Raw genomic sequence first — 14,137 nt, forward strand, 5'->3', positions numbered from 1 at the left:
AAGCTGAATCCAGTCCCACCGCCAGACCTGTGACAAGAAGTGAGCACGCACATGAACAACAACTTCGAACCCGAAGCCGAGTTTCAAAGCGGTGTACCCCACTCGGCCCGAGTCTGGAACTACTGGATCGGGGGCAAGGACCACTATCCGGTGGATCAAGCCCTGGGGGACCAGGTCATCGCGAGCTACCCCCAGACACGGGATCTCGCCCTGGCCTCACGCGCGTTCCAGACCCGAGCAGTCCGATACCTGGCAGGCGAAGCGGGAATCACCCAGTTTCTCGACATCGGGACCGGGCTCCCTGTTCAGAACAGCACCCACGAGGTCGCGCAGACCGTCCAGCCCAAGGCACGCATCGTCTACGTCGACAACGACCCCCTGGTCCTGGCCCACGCCCGCGCCCTCCTGAAGAGCGCACCGGACGGCATGACGAACTACGTCCACGCCGACATGCTCGACGCCGAACAGGTACTCCACGAAGCCGCACAGACCCTGGACATGACGCAACCTGTAGCCGTCATGGTGCTGTCCACGCTGGGGCACGTCGAGCCCCGGGCCGGGATCGACCTCATGCGCCGCTACATGGCCGGCACGGTGGCAGGCAGCCACCTGGTCCTGTGCGACACGATCGCCACCCCGCAGACACTGGCGGCCCAGGAGGCCTACGCGGCCGGAGACACTCCGGCCTACCTGGTGCGCAGCCCCGAGGAGATCCTCGCGAGCGCCGACGGGATGGAGTTGGTCGCCCCGGGATTCGGGTCCATTTCCCTGTGGCGTCCGAACCGAGGCGACGAAGGTATTGAGCCTGTCGATCAGTGGGGCTTCGTCGCCCGCAAGTGAGCTCGGACCTCGCGGCCGGGAAGCGACGGGGGACGCCCCTGGACCGGCTGGCGCCTGCATCCGTAGCTTGAGTCAAGACGATGCTGCGTGTGTGGGGAGTACAACGACAATCTCTCCTGCTCCTGCAGACCAGAACGAGAAGGCAGAAATCCAATGTCTCGCGAGACCCCGATCTACAGCCAACTTGTCCAAGAAAGGGGCGATGTTCCTTCCAACGTTCGAGGGGTCGCTCAGCGCCTGGAACGGGACCTGGAATGGGTCATACGGCCGACGCAGCTGCCCATAGAGGCCGTTGTGGCCCAGCGCGGTGATGCTCTCCGGTGACCTGGACCGTGCACAGCGTCCCCGAGGCGGGCGGGACCGCCGTCCACACCGGGTTGCTGCCCGCCCGCACCTGCCCGTCCTTGGGTACCTTCGCCCCGGTCCTGAGGTCGCCGACACCCGCGGTGCAGTTACGCGTCCGGCCCTCGCGGTCCGCGACGCTCGCCGGCGCGGCAGGCGTCCGGTCGTCGAGCACCAAGGCGTCCAGGCTGCTCTGAACGGTGTCCGGCCTGGCGGCGGAGGCCGCGGACGGCTGGACCTCGTCTCCGCGGGTCGTCCCACTGCGGATGTGGAGCGGGCGCTACGGATCGCGCTCGAGGGTGGGTTCCTCGACCGTGAGGAGGCGGAGATCGCGCTGGCGGAGCCGGACATCGAGCCGTGCCAGATCTGCAATCCGCAGACGGGGCTGGGACGGCGCGGCTGAGAGTCCCGCCTTGGCGCGGAGTTCCTTGCCGCGATGGAGCAGCACAGGCAGATCGCCCCGGCCTTGGCCGCTGTCCTGTCCGCGATCAAGGCCACGGTGAAGGGCGGCGTCGGCAAGCTCCGCGAGCGCCCGCAGGGCCGCCACTAGAGGGAGGGCGAGCGGTGGCCGGCCCTGTCGCGGCCGACGTGGCGCCCCGACATCCGGGCCGCTGTCATCAGCAAGGTCCGCGGGTCAATATGCACCGCAAGCTGCGCAACATGGCGACGATGACGGGCCTGTTCCCGCTCGTCGTGCTGTCCGACTGCGTCGTCTACCCGAGCCCCGGCAGCAGCCCGCTGGACTTCCTCCCGTACGCGGCCTCGGGCAAGCCGCAGCCGGGCGGGTCCAGCCTCGGGCCCACGCCCGGCCTGGCGAAGCTGGAGAGCGTCCAGTCGATGCTGTGGGCGGTCGACCTGATGGAGAAGGGGCTGAACCCGGCCCGCCACATCCAGGGCGGCGATGCCGTCCTGGACGAAGGGGAGTAGGGCATGGGGGGATCGAGGGCGCCATCGAGCGGGCCGACCGGAAGCGCTTCACCCGGGAGCCACCCAAGACCCTCCCGGCCGCATCAACTACCTGCTCAAGCAGCTCAAGACAACCAGGGCCGTCGCCGAAGAACTCGGGGTCACCCAAAGATCGGTGGAGCGCTACCGCAAGGGCGAGCGGAAGCACCCGCCCAAGGACATCACTGCCCGCATCGACTCCGCGGTGCGCTCCCGCTGGCAGCCGCAGGTCCGCAAGCGCCGTCGTAAGCAAGCCGCCACCACCGGCGGCATCACGGTCGAGACCCGAGCCCGGTTCGGCTACACCGCGCCGGTCGGCACGACCGACGACGGACGGTTCCGCCGCCTCACCGTGCACCTCCCCCCCCCGGAGTACGCGCAACGCCTCTTCGATGCCGGCGACTCCGGGGCCGGCGACCAGCAGATGCTCGGAATCATCGCCGAAGGATTCAAGGACGTGTATTTCCAGGACGGCGGAGTTCGCGCCATGGGACTGTCAGACGTGGTAATCAACGACATCGACTACCTGGATCTGGATTACTGACCAGGAGCGAATGCGTGACCGCCGAATTTCCGCCCACGAGCCGAAGCACGATAGTTGACACCAAGGCAAGCGTGCTGTCATCAGGGTCACCGGGCGGCCAGCATTGGGCAGAGTTCTGGTGTCCTGTCGCACTGAACCCGGCGGATTCTCACTCGGTCTCAACCGTGTTGTCGGATTCGCACTGCTTCACCCGCCGCGCTGGTGTTCCTGACCTGTCTCAGCGGAGTCTGATCAATCTCACCAGCGCGTGAGTGGTGCCTCCTCTACCGTGTCGCACCATGACCATCCTGATCGTCGGCGGCAGCGGATTCCTGGGCACCGAGCTGGTCCGCCAGGCAGCAGCAGCGGGCCATTCGACGGCTGCGACCTTCGCCACCCGGCCCGTCAGCACTCCGGAGGTCTCATGGCACGCCCTCGACCTACGCGACTTTGACCGCATCGAGGCAGTCATGGCCAAGGTGGAACCTCGCGTGGTCGTCAACGCGACGAGCGGCGGGCCCGATTGGACGGTCACGGCCGAGGGACCGGTCCGCCTGGCGATGACCGCGGCGAAGCGTGGCAGCCGCTTGGTCCATGTATCCAGCGACGCCGTGTTCTCCGGCGCCCGCGTCCACTACGACGAATCCTGCCTTCCCGACCCGCTCACCCCCTACGGCGCCGCGAAGGCCGCGGCGGAGACCGGCGTCCGCCTCGTGAACCCGGGCGCCGTCGTCGCCCGAACCTCCCTGATCATCGGCGACCGGCGATCGGAACACGTCCGCGCGGTGCACGAGTTCGCGGCAGGCACCCGTACGGGTGTCCTGTTCACCGACGACATCCGCTGCCCCGTACACGTCGCCGACCTGGCCGCCGCCCTGCTGGAACTCGCGTCGAGCGACCTGTCCGGCGTCCACCACCTGGCAGGAACCGATGCCGTGAGCCGCCATGAACTCGGCACCCTCATCGCCCGGCGCGACAGGCTCGACGACTCCCGGCTCCCTACCGGCCTGCGGGCCGAGAGCGCATATCCCGGAGCACTCGACGTCCGCCTCGACAGCCGCGCCACCCAGGACCGGCTCCGGACCAGGCTCCGCGGCGCCCGCCGGTTCCTCGCCCCAGGGACGTGAGTCCCTTTGCGACGCCGTGCTCGAGGCATTGTGACGCCCGCGCCGCTCCCGGGCGGAGGCGGTCAGGGAGTGCTCTACGAAGCGACAGCCCGGTCGCAGACGAGTTGCATGAGCTCCTGGCCCGCTCCAGGAAGTCGAGCCTGTAGGGGCCGTCGCCGATCGGGCCGAAGGTCATGTCGATGAAGACCGTCCCACCCGAGCCCGCACCTCGACATGATCGCCGTTCGAGTCTCTTTGCCCGCCGGTGTCGGTGTACCTGGTCGCGAAGCTCTCATCACCACACCTCGGCATGGCGATACGCGTCTCTTTCGGATCGCTGGGGTTTCGACACCCTTCAACAACTCCGCAAACACATCGATCACCGTTCGGACGTCTCGGCACGCGGTCACGTGGTAAAGTACCTGGAGATTGCCCGAGTTCTCTTCCGGGTTCTCGTAGATCGCGGTTCCCTCGCTACAGCTCTTGTCTCTTTCGGAGGGGAATCCGTTAGGTACGCTGAAGACTGCCCAGCCTGACATCATGTCCTCCAGTCGAGGCACCACGTTCTCCGTCTCGGCCTCAGACCGTGTTTGAGATCTCGCCTGGTGGTCGGGTAGCCGGAGACCACCGCTGGTCTCCGGCTACCCGACCACACGCATTCACGAGAGAATCGTCTGGTGGCTGTATCTATCGACCGTAGTCGGTCCCTTGAGGAGCTCGAACGTGATCGCTGGCAGGCGCCCCCGCCCGACGCCACCTATCTCATGGCGACGGCGCATGCTCTGCGGAGCCGGCCGGTCGGGACTCTGACCGTTGAGGACTTGCGCCTGCTGATCGGGCAGGACATTGGGCTGCCGGTGCTTCTTCCGCTCGCGGTGGAGGTGCTTCGCGACAACCCGCTGGCTGAAGGCGACATGTACGAGGGCGACCTGCTGCGCGCGGTCCTGACCAGGAACCCAGCTGTCTGGAGCACCTATCCGGAGCTTGCAAGGCAACTGACCTTCATCGTCGACGGCCTCTCCGGCCTCTCGTCAGATCTGCGGAGCAAGGTCGAACGGTTCGTAGGCGCCGTCCAGAATTCCTGACGCGTTGCAGATGCCTGCCACCTACTACGGGCCTGTCCACTGAAGGCGCCGTGGTCCTGGCCGTTTGGCCGGGCAACCTCGGGTGAGCCGGCGGACCATGATGCCGATCATCGCCCACCGGATCATGGTCTCGGACCGGGCGGGATCGGTCTCGTAGTCACGGGCAAGCCGCCGGTGCGCGGTCATCCAGGCGAACGTCCGCTCAACGGCCCAACGCTTGGGCTGGACCTGAAAGCCCCGCTGGTCAGGCGCTTTACGGACGATCTCCAGCTCACGGCCGAGGATCGAAGCGCTCCAATCGACCAGCCTTCCGGAGAAGCCCTGGTCCGCCCAGACCTTCCGGATGCTCGGATGGTCGAGGCGAGTCCAAAGCAAAGAACGTTTCGCGCCGTCACGGTCCTGGACGCTCGCAGCAACAACGTGTACCGCCAGCAGGAGGCCGAGCGTGTCGGTGACGATGAACCGCTTGCGGCCTTTGACCTTCTTGCCTGCGTCAAACCCTCTGGTGGAAACGGGGACGGTGTCGGCCGTGCGCACGGACTGCGAGTCGATGAGCCCCGCGCTAGGTTCGGCGCTGCGGCCGTCGGCCACTCGGACCTGGTCGCGCAGCGCGTCGTGCAGCCGCTCTACGGTTCCGTCATCGTGCCACCACGTGAAGTACCAGTACACGGTCGGCCAGGGCGCAAAGTCCTTCGGCAGCTGACGCCAGGCACACCCGGTCCGCACGACATAGAAGATCGCGTCTACGATCCGCCGCCGTGGATGCTTCTCCCTCCGTCCGCCCTTCGGCCCCACCCTCGCGGCCGGTAGTAGTGGCTCCACCAGAGCCCACTGTTCGTCCGTCAGGTCCGACGGATACCTGCCCCCAGAAGCACTCACGCAGTCCCCAACGACCGCACCGGCCATGCGACACGCCAGATCTCAAACGCCCTCTCAGTCAGCGCCCGAGGCGTAGTGGTCCTCTCGTCGCTGCCGCTGCCTGACGCCGAACCATCGTTCTTGTCGGCTGTCGCGGATGTCGAGCTGCGGCCGCTTTCCGGAGAGTCGTCAGAACCAAGGATCCGGTCCCGCCGTACACGGCGAGGACGATCACGGCGAGGACCACCAGCACGCCCAGCACGAGCGCCACCACGCCGGCCGCTGATATCGGCTTCCTGAAGTTGAGCGTCCCGCTGCCGACCAGGATCGGGTCGTCGCCACGCATCCGGCTGCGGGCGATGACCACACCGACTACAGCATGCGGTGCGCTCAGGCGAACCGTCAGTGCGTGCTGCAACTGGGGATCGGTCTCGATCTCCTCGGCGAGAACCGCCGATGCCCCGGCCCGGGTCTCCGGGGATGCCCCGGTCTCCTCAAGATCTGCCAGTGCGGCCCGACCGCGGTCCGACGCCCCCAGCCGGTCTCGAGCAGCTGCCAATTGTTCCGCCCGGCCAGCGAGTTGTCGGACGGCAACTGGGGCCGCCGTCGCGCAGGTCGTATATACCTGGTCATTCTCGACCGGCCTGCGGTAGGAAGGTCCAATGACTCGTCTCCCTGCCTGCGGGCCTGAAGGGCCCATCCGCGTCTGTGGCGCCTCGCAGGCGCCACTGGCCGTACGGGCCGTCCTCTTCGACTTCTCCGGCACCTTGTTCCAGATCGGCGCTTATTCAGACCGGATCCGAGCGGCGATGCCTGAACCCGTGGACGAGGCAGCGATGGACGTCATGCTGAGCGGGCTCGAAGCCGGCCTGTCGGATCCCGACGTGATCGAGGCCCAGCGTGGCCGCGACGTGTCCTCAAGAGCACATCGCCATGCCTTCACCACCTGGTACGCCTCAGTTCGCGAGTTGGCACCGGTCGCTGGCGTGCTCTATGAGCAGCTCCAGGCCCCGGAACATTGGGTGCCTTACGAAGACACCGAGTGCACACTGGTCCGACTGACTCAGAGCGGCGTGGCTTTGGGGGTCGTCAGCGATGTGGGCTGGGATCTGCGGGCCACCTTCGCCCACCATGGCCTTGACCACTACTTTTCGTCCTGGGTGCATTCCTACGAACACGACACGGAGAAGCCGGATCCGTTGCTGTTTCAGCATGCCTGCCATGAGCTGGGTGTCGCTCCGGAGGAGACACTGATGGTGGGCGACCATCCCGCGAAGGACGGTGGCGCGGCCGGGGCGGGACTGCGCTCGTATGTGCTGCCCGGTCGAGCCACTCCCGGTTCGTGCCGCGGACTGGATGCAGTACTCCGCCTGGCCGATCGAGTCTGACCAAGAAGTGGGCCCGTACGGCCTTGTCCCATCCCGCCTTCTGCGGCATCTCCCGTTCACATATCGGCTATTTGATCGATGAGTTGGCCGATCCCTGGCTCGTCCGGTGTGAGTCGGAGCTCCGTGAGCGCCGTGGTGCTGAGCGGCAGTGAGAGGCCGGTGCCGGGCCGAGGCACGACCTGGTCCTCACCGACCGCCTGCTCGTCACCCTGGTCCACCCGCGCACCGGGCTCCCGCACGCCGTGCTCGCCGAGCTGTACGGCACCGCCCGCTCCACAATCTCCCGTACCATCGGCGAGATCCGCCCACTGCTGGCGGCGCGCGGCTTCGCCGTTCCTGACTGTCCAGGTATCCGACCGCGCACCCTGGCGGCTGTGTTCGCCTACGCCGAGGCCGAAGGGATCCGGTTGCGGATCGACGGTGCCGAGCCCCAGGTCCGCCGCCCGAAGGCACCCGGCCCGGGCGACGGGCCTTCGTTTCCGGCAAGAAGAAGCAGAACACCATCAAGACCACCACCATCAGCGACGGCCAGGGCCGCCTACTGTGGTCGGGCGCGGACCGCCCGGGCCGCATGCACGACCAGACTGCCATGCGCACCGAGGGCATCGCCGAGCAGTTCCGCCTCCGCCCGAATGACCGCCGAGGCCGATGAGGGCTGGCCAAGGAATTCCCCGACCAGATCGGCGCCCCGCCGAAGAAGCCGAAGGAGGACGCGCCGCTCGGCGAGCATCACGCCTGGCGGGAGATGCGCCGACGGCAGTCCTCGGAGCGGATCTGCGTCGAACACGCCAACGCCGAGCTGCGGCAGTGGCGCCCGCTCCAGCGCTGCACCAGCCCCCGCGAGGACTATGCCGAGACCCACCAGGCGATCGCCTCACTGATAGCGGACCGCTCAGCCCACCGACCGACCAGCCACAAGCCGAGTACCGAACTCGTGCTCGCCCGGCAGGCTGCCTGCTGATCAATCATCAGCCGACCTGCCAGCCCGGCACGCCCCGACCGCAATCGCGGACCGATTCGTGGGCGGTGTATTGGGAGCGAGTGACTCCGTCTCAGGTGCAGAGCCACAGCCGGATCGAGGCGACCGCGACGGTACCGTGGAATACGTAGGCTCGCTTGTCTTAGCGGGTTGCGACCGCGCGGAAGGTCTTGAGCCGGTTGATCGTTCGCTCCACTTCATTGCGACGCCTGTAGATGTCTCTGTTGAAGCCGGTCGGACGGCCACCGTTGCTGCCGCGGCGTTGACGGTCAGCCCGTTGGCCTCTGCGTTCCGGAATGGTGTGCTTGATCTGGCGTCGCCGCAGGTAACGACGGTTGCGGCGCGACGAGTAGGCTCTGTCGCCTCCAAGATGGTCGGGCCGAGTGCGCGGGTGTCCGCCGTCCGGCCGAGGAACACGGATTTTTTCCAGCACGGGAATCAACTGTGGGGCGTCACCCCACTGGCCAGGCGTGATGACGAAGGCGAGCGGGTAGCACCCGCCCTCACCAACCAAATGGATCTTGCAGGTCAGTCCGCCCAGCCACACCGAGAACACCGGGCCGTAGCAGGTGAGTAGTTCGGTGAGCTGGGCGATGCAGAGGTCGTCGTAGCCGGTCCCCGAGCCGAAGGACGCCTCGGCGCGGTCCCACGGGGACAGGTAGTCGCCGACCTTCAGGCGGCCGTGCTCATCACGTCAGCATGAGACGGGCACCGGACGTCACTCCGGGATGAGACAGGCCGTCCGGCCACTCCATGCGAGGAAGGCCAGGCGGGGCACGTCGCAGCCGCTCAGAGGCGGGCGACGGTGTAGCGGTCGACCACTGACTCGTCGAGCTCGATGCCGAGACCGGGGCCGGTGGGGACGGTCAGGGCGCCTTCGCGGAACTCCGGCGGATTGACCAGGATGTTCTCGCGGATGGGGTTGGGCAGTCGGTTGTATTCGTAGGTGCGCAGGTTGGGGGTGGCCGCGCACAGGTGCAGGGCCGCGGCCAGGCTGACGCCGGAGCCGACGCCGTGCGGGGCGATGTCGACGTGGAAGGCGGAGGCGAGGGCCGCGATCCGGGTGGCCTCGGTGATGCCGCCGCATCGGGCCACGTTGGGCATGAAGACGTCGATGGCCTGGTGCAGCAGTGAGTCGCGCAGGTCGAACCGGGTGAAGTGGGTCTCGCCGTTGACGATCGTCAGACCGGTACGGCGGCGCAGCTCGGCCAGGTTGCGCAGGTCGTCGACCTGGAGGGGCTCCTCGTACCAGTTGATGTTCAGGTCGCGCAGGACCCGGCCGACGCGGGTGGCCTCGTCGAGGTCGTAGGCGCAGTTGACGTCGGTGAGGATGTCGATGTCAGGGCCGACAGCCTCGCGCACGGCAGTGAGGTGGGCGTGATCGGTGCGCTCGCCTCGGCCGATCTTCACCTTCAGGGCGCGGAATCCCTTGCCGACGTAGTCCAGTGCCTGGCGGGCCGAGTCCTCGGGGTCGCCGTGCAGGGAGACCGGGCTGGCGTAGCAGTCGATGCGCTCGCGGACCGGTCCGCCGAGCAGCCGGTGCACGGGCTGCCCGGCTACCTTGCCCCGCAGGTCCCACAGCGCGAGGTCGATGCCCGCCAGCGCCTCCAGGTAGAACCCGCGGTTGTGGCCGCCGGCCGCCTGTCCCTTGAAGAGCCGGTCCCAGACCGCCGTGGTGGCGAGGGCGTCCTGTCCCACCAGCAGTGGCGCCAGGACAGTGGCGACCACGGTGGCGGTGACCTGGGGAGAGGGCAGGCCGTAGCACTCGCCGATGCCGACGCTGCCGTCCTCGGCATGCACTTTGACGAGCGTCGCGTACTGGCCGTGGCGTGGCAGAACGCGGTGACTGGAGGCTGGGAAGCGCAGCCAGTCAGGGACGTCGTCGGGCGAGTTGTACAGGTCGGCGAAGCTGGCGGACAGGGCCAGTGCCTCGACCTTGGTGATGGGAAGAGAGGTATTGCTCATGTCGTACTCCACTGGGTAGATCCGGGCTGCGGTGCGGTACCGGCTCAGGCGGGGGTGGTCGCGTATTCCTCGGGTGCGCTGTGCGCCGTCTCCTTGCCCGCGAACACGGCGATCAACGTCACGACGCAGCCGGCGATGACGTACAGCGCGACGGGGGCGACGGAGTGGCTGGATGCCAGCAGCGCTGTGCCGATGAAGGGGGCGGTGCCGCCGAAGATCGCACCGCCGATCTCACGGCCGGCGCTGACGCCGCTGAAACGGACGCGGGCGTCGAACTGCTCGGCGACCAGGGCGGCCTGGGGCCCGAAGACCATGTCCTTGCAGATCGGGATGGCCAGCACCATGGCCAGGTAGATCAGCGGGGTGCTCTTGGTCTCCAGCAGGGAGAAGAAGGGGAAGGCGTAGGCGACCGTGCACACCAGGCCGATTGTGACCATCATGCGACGGCCGATCTTGTCGGACAGCCAGCCCCAGAACGGGATGGCGACGATCTCCAGGGTGGAGGCGAGGGCGATGGCCCACAGCATGGTCGACTTCGACAGGTGCAGGGTGCCGGTGGCGTAGGCGAGGGCGAAGGCCTGGATCAGGTAGCCCCAGACGAACCCGGAGACGGTGATGCCCATGGTGCGCAGCATCGCGCCCGGCTGCTTCTTGAGAGCGACGAGGAGCGGGAAACGCTCCCTCTGACCGTGGTCCTCCAGCTCGGCGAAGACCGGCGTCTCGTCGATGCCCTTGCGGACCCAAAGGCCGAACAGCACCAGCACCGCGCTGACAAGGAACGGCACGCGCCAGCCCCAGCTGTTGAACGAGCTGTCCGGCAGCATGGAGACGAGACCGAAGACGGCGCTGGCGAGGACGAAGCCCGCGCCGGTGCCCATTGCGGGAATGGCGCCGTACAGGCCTCTCTTGCCCGGTGGGGCGTTCTCCACCGTCAGCAGCGTGGCGCCGGCGAACTCGCCGCCCACGGCGATGCCCTGGCATACGCGCAGGACGATCAGCAGGACGGGGGCCCACACGCCGATCGACGCGTGGGTGGGCAGGACGCCGACCAGGGCTGTGGCCAGGCCCATGCCGACCATGGTGATCAGCAGGACGGTCTTGCGCCCTATGCGGTCGCCGAGGTGGCCGAAGAGGATGCCGCCGATCGGGCGGGCGGCGAAACCGACGGCGAACGTGGCGAAGGAGGCCAGAGTGCCGCCGGTGGAGGACGAACCGAAGAACAGCGGGCCGAACACCAGCGCCGAGGCCAGGCCGTAGAGGTTGAAGTCGTACCACTCCATGACCGTGCCGACGGTGCTCGCCACCATCGTGCGGCGGTTGGCCTTGGCGCGCCGCGGGTCCATCTCATTGTCTTCGGTAACCACGACTGTGGTCATGGGAGTCTCCATCTTTGAACAGGGGACGGGCGAGAGGAAGGTATTCGATATACGAAATAAGCGCCAGCCCTCCGGAGAAGAAAGCCGACGATCCTTCGGTTGTGCTGCTACGCAGAGTGCTGTGCGGATTCCGGGCGGAACGTCTGCGCGGCCGGCGCCGACCACGGCGTCCGGCATGTCAGTACCGCTCCGGCCAGCGGGTCCGGACACTCCAAGCGGTGACGTGCTGTGCTCACGTACATGCGGCCGTGTCCGAAGGCCACGCTGCTGGGGTTGGGCGTCGGCAGGCGCAGGCGCGCTGACACGCTGCCGTCCGGTGCGTAGCGGCGCACTTCCGCACCGCCCCACAGTGCGACCCACAGATGGCCCGCATTGTCCACGATCATGCCGTCGGGACGTCCCTCGGTCGGCGCGAGCCGCGCGAACGTCTCGTGTGCGCCGAGGGTGCCGGTGTCCGGATCGACGGTGAACCTCCTGATGATCCGCTCGGCGCTGTCGGCAAGATACATAAGGTTGCCACGGGCGCTGAAGGCGGGACCGTTGGGAACGGTGAGGCCGGGCAGCACGCGGTGGACACGGCGGTCCGGATCGACCCGGTACAGGCTGCCGACCGCGCCGGTGCCCGTGCGGGCCATGCTCGTGACCCAGAAGCGCCCGGCCGGGTCGCAGGCGGCGTCGTTCATTCTCATGGGGGCCGCGGCGCTCTCCTCCGGCCGGGCCAGCCACTCAAGAGACCGTCCGCGCAGGGCGAGGGCGATGCCCGGACCCGCGGCCACGATCCAGTCGCCGGGGGAGCCCGCGAGAGGTGCCACCGCCCCCAGCGGCACGTCGAGGCGAAGCAGCCGCTCGGCGGTTTTGCCGGCCCGGTCGGGACAGCGGTACAGCGCACCGCGCAGGAGGTCGACGAAGACCATGATGTCGTCGTGCAGACGCAGCCCCTCCGCCAGTTGGTAGCGCCCTGGGGTCCACGCCTGCCATTCGGTGTCCGTGTCGAGGGGTGGCCGGTCCTGGTCCGGTGGTGGCTGCGCCTGCATACCGTGGCCCGGGGGAGTGCGGGGGGCGCGGGATCTGCCGTCGTGTTCCGTGCTCATCTGCGGTCACCTTCCATGAAAGTCACCTGATCGTGCTGCCTGGTGCGACGGACAGCAGGTCTATCTCCTCACGTGTCGGCGAGCCTTCCCAGTCACCGCTGGAGGCGACCGCGAAGGCACCGGTCGCAACGGCTCGTGCCAGCCGGGCCGGCACCGGATCGCCGTCGAGAAGGCCGGAAAGGTAACCGGCGACGAACGCGTCGCCCGCGCCGACCGTGTCGCGGACCTGGACCGGCCGGGCCGGAAGGGACGTCGAGCCGCCGGCGTGGAACACCTCGGCCCCGTCGGCCCCGCGCTTGATCACCACTTCGTTCACGCCCCTCTCGAAAAGCGACTCCACGCGGTCGCGTTCCGTCGTCGCCCGCTCGTCGGCCACCAGGGACAGCTCGTCGTCGGAGGCGATGAGGATGTCGGTGTACCGGGCCAGCGGACGCAACGCCGATGCGGCCTCGCCGGGCGGCCACAGTCGGCTGCGGTAGTTCACGTCCATGCAGACGAGAGCCCCACGATCCGCCGCGCGCTGTACGGCTTCTGCGACGGCTCCCCCGGGACCGGGGCCAAGGGCTGCCGTGACGCCGGAGACGTGTACGAGTCGGGCGCCGTCATCGAGCGCTTCGCGCAGATGGGCGGCGGACAGGGAACTGCCGGCGGAACCTGCCCGGTAGTAGGTCACCCGGACCAGGTCGGCGATGCGGGGCTCGAACACCACCAGGCCCGTGGGGCCGACGTCGGTGGTGCCGGCAAAGGAGACATCGACATTTTCTGCGCGCAGGGTCCGCAGCACCAGGCGCCCGAACTCGTCGTTGCCGGTCAGCCCGGCCCATCGGGCCGTGTGGCCGAGCCGGGCCAGGCCGATGGCCACGTTCGACTCCGCGCCCGCCACGGACAGGTTCAGGGAGCCACCCAGCTGTAGCGGCTGACCTGCCCGGAGGGCGGCCATGGTCTCTCCGAAAGTCAGTACGTCAATCATCGAGACGTCACCTCTCGAAAGCGCGCCGCACGTTCGGCGAGCGCGTCGAGCGACCCGCCGCGTGCCGCGTCACCGACGAGCGGGCCGCCGACCCCGACGGCCAGGGCGCCGGCGGCCAGATAGTCCCGGGCGGCCTCCGCGTCCACACCGCCCACGGGTACGAACGGGATGTCGGGGAAGGGATCGCGCAGGGCCTTGAAGTACTGCGGTCCGCCAACGGAGGCGGGGAAGAGCTTGACGGCACTCGCGCCCTCGTCCACCGCCGCGGCGACCTCCGTAGGGGTGAGGGCGCCGGTGAACACAGGCAGGTCCAGGGCCCGGCACTCCGCGACGGCGGCGGTGATACCCGGCGTGACCCCGAAGCAGGCGCCGGCCTGCGCAGCCGAACGGGCTTGCCGCGCCGTCAGGAGGGTTCCGGCGCCCAGTAGGGCGTCCGGACCGAGCGCGGCTCGGGCCTTCTCGATGACGGTGAGTGCGTCGGTGCTGGTCAGGGAGACTTCGACGATGTCGACCCCGGAATGGAACAGGGTGAGCACCGTGTCGAGCGTGGCTTGCGTGTCGGTTCCGCGCACGATGGCCAGCAGTCTTTCCCTGCCGAGTTCGCTGAGGAGCTGGGGGGTCGGCATGGGCGCCTCCTGGTGCCGTTGCTGTTATTTAGTAGATCGTATA

General features: G+C 68.1%; 14 protein-coding genes and 5 pseudogenes. 10 read left to right on the plus strand and 9 right to left on the minus strand.

Annotated elements, in window-relative coordinates:
• Positions 1 to 51 precede the first annotated feature (51 nt).
• On the plus strand, positions 52 to 840 hold the full coding sequence (locus AB0D53_RS20610) for an SAM-dependent methyltransferase (RefSeq protein ID WP_362448522.1): 789 nt from the start codon (positions 52 to 54) through the stop codon (positions 838 to 840).
• Positions 841 to 1,198: 358 nt separating this feature from the next.
• Here AB0D53_RS20610 and AB0D53_RS20615 read toward each other — a convergent pair.
• Positions 1,199 to 1,450: pseudogene (locus tag AB0D53_RS20615) on the minus strand (serine hydrolase); the annotation flags it as partial.
• Between AB0D53_RS20615 and AB0D53_RS20620 the strand changes: the two are divergent.
• From AB0D53_RS20620 to AB0D53_RS20640, 5 genes and pseudogenes are all read left to right on the plus strand, one after another.
• Positions 1,451 to 1,585, plus strand: coding sequence for a DUF6233 domain-containing protein (locus AB0D53_RS20620; protein ID WP_362448525.1), 135 nt, complete (start codon positions 1,451 to 1,453; stop codon positions 1,583 to 1,585). It abuts the pseudogene before it with no gap.
• 18 nt (positions 1,586 to 1,603) lie between these two features.
• Positions 1,604 to 2,109: pseudogene (locus AB0D53_RS20625) on the plus strand (transcriptional regulator); the annotation flags it as partial.
• A gap of 11 nt (positions 2,110 to 2,120) precedes the next feature.
• A pseudogene (locus AB0D53_RS20630) lies at positions 2,121 to 2,671 on the plus strand (XRE family transcriptional regulator).
• 278 nt (positions 2,672 to 2,949) lie between these two features.
• The gene (locus tag AB0D53_RS20635) at positions 2,950 to 3,777 is read left to right on the plus strand and encodes a sugar nucleotide-binding protein (protein WP_362448528.1); all 828 of its coding nucleotides are present in this window, start codon (positions 2,950 to 2,952) and stop codon (positions 3,775 to 3,777) included.
• A 656-nt stretch (positions 3,778 to 4,433) separates the two neighbouring features.
• Positions 4,434 to 4,841, plus strand: coding sequence for a contact-dependent growth inhibition system immunity protein (locus tag AB0D53_RS20640; protein WP_241196923.1), 408 nt, complete (start codon positions 4,434 to 4,436; stop codon positions 4,839 to 4,841).
• Positions 4,842 to 4,865: 24 nt separating this feature from the next.
• On the opposite strand, the gene AB0D53_RS20645 is transcribed toward AB0D53_RS20640, so the two are convergent.
• Both AB0D53_RS20645 and AB0D53_RS20650 read right to left on the minus strand, forming a co-directional pair.
• Positions 4,866 to 5,747: an IS5 family transposase gene (locus AB0D53_RS20645; RefSeq protein ID WP_362448532.1), complete on the minus strand. Its 882-nt coding sequence runs from the start codon at positions 5,745 to 5,747 to the stop codon at positions 4,866 to 4,868.
• A gap of 31 nt (positions 5,748 to 5,778) precedes the next feature.
• Positions 5,779 to 6,117 carry a hypothetical protein gene (locus tag AB0D53_RS20650; protein ID WP_362448535.1) on the minus strand — a complete coding sequence of 113 codons (339 nt, stop codon included), beginning with the start codon at positions 6,115 to 6,117 and terminating at the stop codon, positions 5,779 to 5,781.
• Between the two features lie 244 nt (positions 6,118 to 6,361).
• Between AB0D53_RS20650 and AB0D53_RS20655 the strand changes: the two genes are divergently transcribed.
• From AB0D53_RS20655 to AB0D53_RS20670, 4 genes and pseudogenes are all read left to right on the plus strand, one after another.
• Entirely contained in the window at positions 6,362 to 7,087 is a 726-nt protein-coding gene (locus tag AB0D53_RS20655) for an HAD-IA family hydrolase (RefSeq protein ID WP_362448538.1), read from the plus strand.
• Positions 7,088 to 7,296: 209 nt separating this feature from the next.
• Positions 7,297 to 7,353 (plus strand): annotated as a pseudogene (locus tag AB0D53_RS20660) (hypothetical protein); the annotation flags it as partial.
• Between the two features lie 251 nt (positions 7,354 to 7,604).
• Complete coding sequence (locus tag AB0D53_RS20665) at positions 7,605 to 7,739, plus strand: hypothetical protein (protein WP_362448781.1); 135 nt, start codon at positions 7,605 to 7,607, stop codon at positions 7,737 to 7,739.
• 93 nt (positions 7,740 to 7,832) lie between these two features.
• On the plus strand, positions 7,833 to 8,048 hold the full coding sequence (locus AB0D53_RS20670) for a hypothetical protein (protein ID WP_362448541.1): 216 nt from the start codon (positions 7,833 to 7,835) through the stop codon (positions 8,046 to 8,048).
• A 91-nt stretch (positions 8,049 to 8,139) separates the two neighbouring features.
• Here the strand turns inward: AB0D53_RS20670 and AB0D53_RS20675 are convergent.
• The 6 genes and pseudogenes from AB0D53_RS20675 to AB0D53_RS20700 form a co-directional block, all read right to left on the minus strand.
• A pseudogene (locus AB0D53_RS20675) lies at positions 8,140 to 8,604 on the minus strand (IS5 family transposase); the annotation flags it as partial.
• A 251-nt stretch (positions 8,605 to 8,855) separates the two neighbouring features.
• Positions 8,856 to 10,031 carry a mandelate racemase/muconate lactonizing enzyme family protein gene (locus AB0D53_RS20680; RefSeq protein ID WP_362448544.1) on the minus strand — a complete coding sequence of 392 codons (1,176 nt, stop codon included), beginning with the start codon at positions 10,029 to 10,031 and terminating at the stop codon, positions 8,856 to 8,858.
• 44 nt (positions 10,032 to 10,075) lie between these two features.
• Positions 10,076 to 11,407, minus strand: coding sequence for an MFS transporter (locus AB0D53_RS20685; protein WP_362448547.1), 1,332 nt, complete (start codon positions 11,405 to 11,407; stop codon positions 10,076 to 10,078).
• Between the two features lie 107 nt (positions 11,408 to 11,514).
• Complete coding sequence (locus tag AB0D53_RS20690) at positions 11,515 to 12,498, minus strand: SMP-30/gluconolactonase/LRE family protein (RefSeq protein WP_362448550.1); 984 nt, start codon at positions 12,496 to 12,498, stop codon at positions 11,515 to 11,517.
• Between the two features lie 22 nt (positions 12,499 to 12,520).
• Positions 12,521 to 13,468, minus strand: coding sequence for a sugar kinase (locus AB0D53_RS20695; protein WP_362448553.1), 948 nt, complete (start codon positions 13,466 to 13,468; stop codon positions 12,521 to 12,523).
• Entirely contained in the window at positions 13,465 to 14,094 is a 630-nt protein-coding gene (locus AB0D53_RS20700; protein ID WP_362448557.1) for a bifunctional 4-hydroxy-2-oxoglutarate aldolase/2-dehydro-3-deoxy-phosphogluconate aldolase, read from the minus strand. Before AB0D53_RS20700 ends, AB0D53_RS20695 begins: the two co-directional genes overlap by 4 nt.
• Positions 14,095 to 14,137: the final 43 nt, after the last annotated feature.

It is taken from the genome of Streptomyces sp. NPDC048295, assembly GCF_040652135.1.
In the GTDB taxonomy this organism is placed as follows: domain Bacteria; phylum Actinomycetota; class Actinomycetes; order Streptomycetales; family Streptomycetaceae; genus Streptomyces.

Bases quoted from the DNA above. Each gene is read 5' to 3' on its own strand.
- AB0D53_RS20610 (WP_362448522.1), top strand. From the start codon at position 52: ATGAACAACAACTTCGAACCCGAAGCCGAGTTTCAAAGCGGTGTACCC.
- AB0D53_RS20635 (WP_362448528.1), top strand. From the start codon at position 2,950: ATGACCATCCTGATCGTCGGCGGCAGCGGATTCCTGGGCACCGAGCTG.
- AB0D53_RS20645 (WP_362448532.1), bottom strand. From the start codon at position 5,747: ATGGCCGGTGCGGTCGTTGGGGACTGCGTGAGTGCTTCTGGGGGCAGG.
- AB0D53_RS20655 (WP_362448538.1), top strand. From the start codon at position 6,362: ATGACTCGTCTCCCTGCCTGCGGGCCTGAAGGGCCCATCCGCGTCTGT.
- AB0D53_RS20670 (WP_362448541.1), top strand. From the start codon at position 7,833: ATGCGCCGACGGCAGTCCTCGGAGCGGATCTGCGTCGAACACGCCAAC.
- AB0D53_RS20680 (WP_362448544.1), bottom strand. From the start codon at position 10,031: ATGAGCAATACCTCTCTTCCCATCACCAAGGTCGAGGCACTGGCCCTG.
- AB0D53_RS20685 (WP_362448547.1), bottom strand. From the start codon at position 11,407: ATGACCACAGTCGTGGTTACCGAAGACAATGAGATGGACCCGCGGCGC.
- AB0D53_RS20690 (WP_362448550.1), bottom strand. From the start codon at position 12,498: ATGAGCACGGAACACGACGGCAGATCCCGCGCCCCCCGCACTCCCCCG.
- AB0D53_RS20695 (WP_362448553.1), bottom strand. From the start codon at position 13,468: ATGATTGACGTACTGACTTTCGGAGAGACCATGGCCGCCCTCCGGGCA.
- AB0D53_RS20700 (WP_362448557.1), bottom strand. From the start codon at position 14,094: ATGCCGACCCCCCAGCTCCTCAGCGAACTCGGCAGGGAAAGACTGCTG.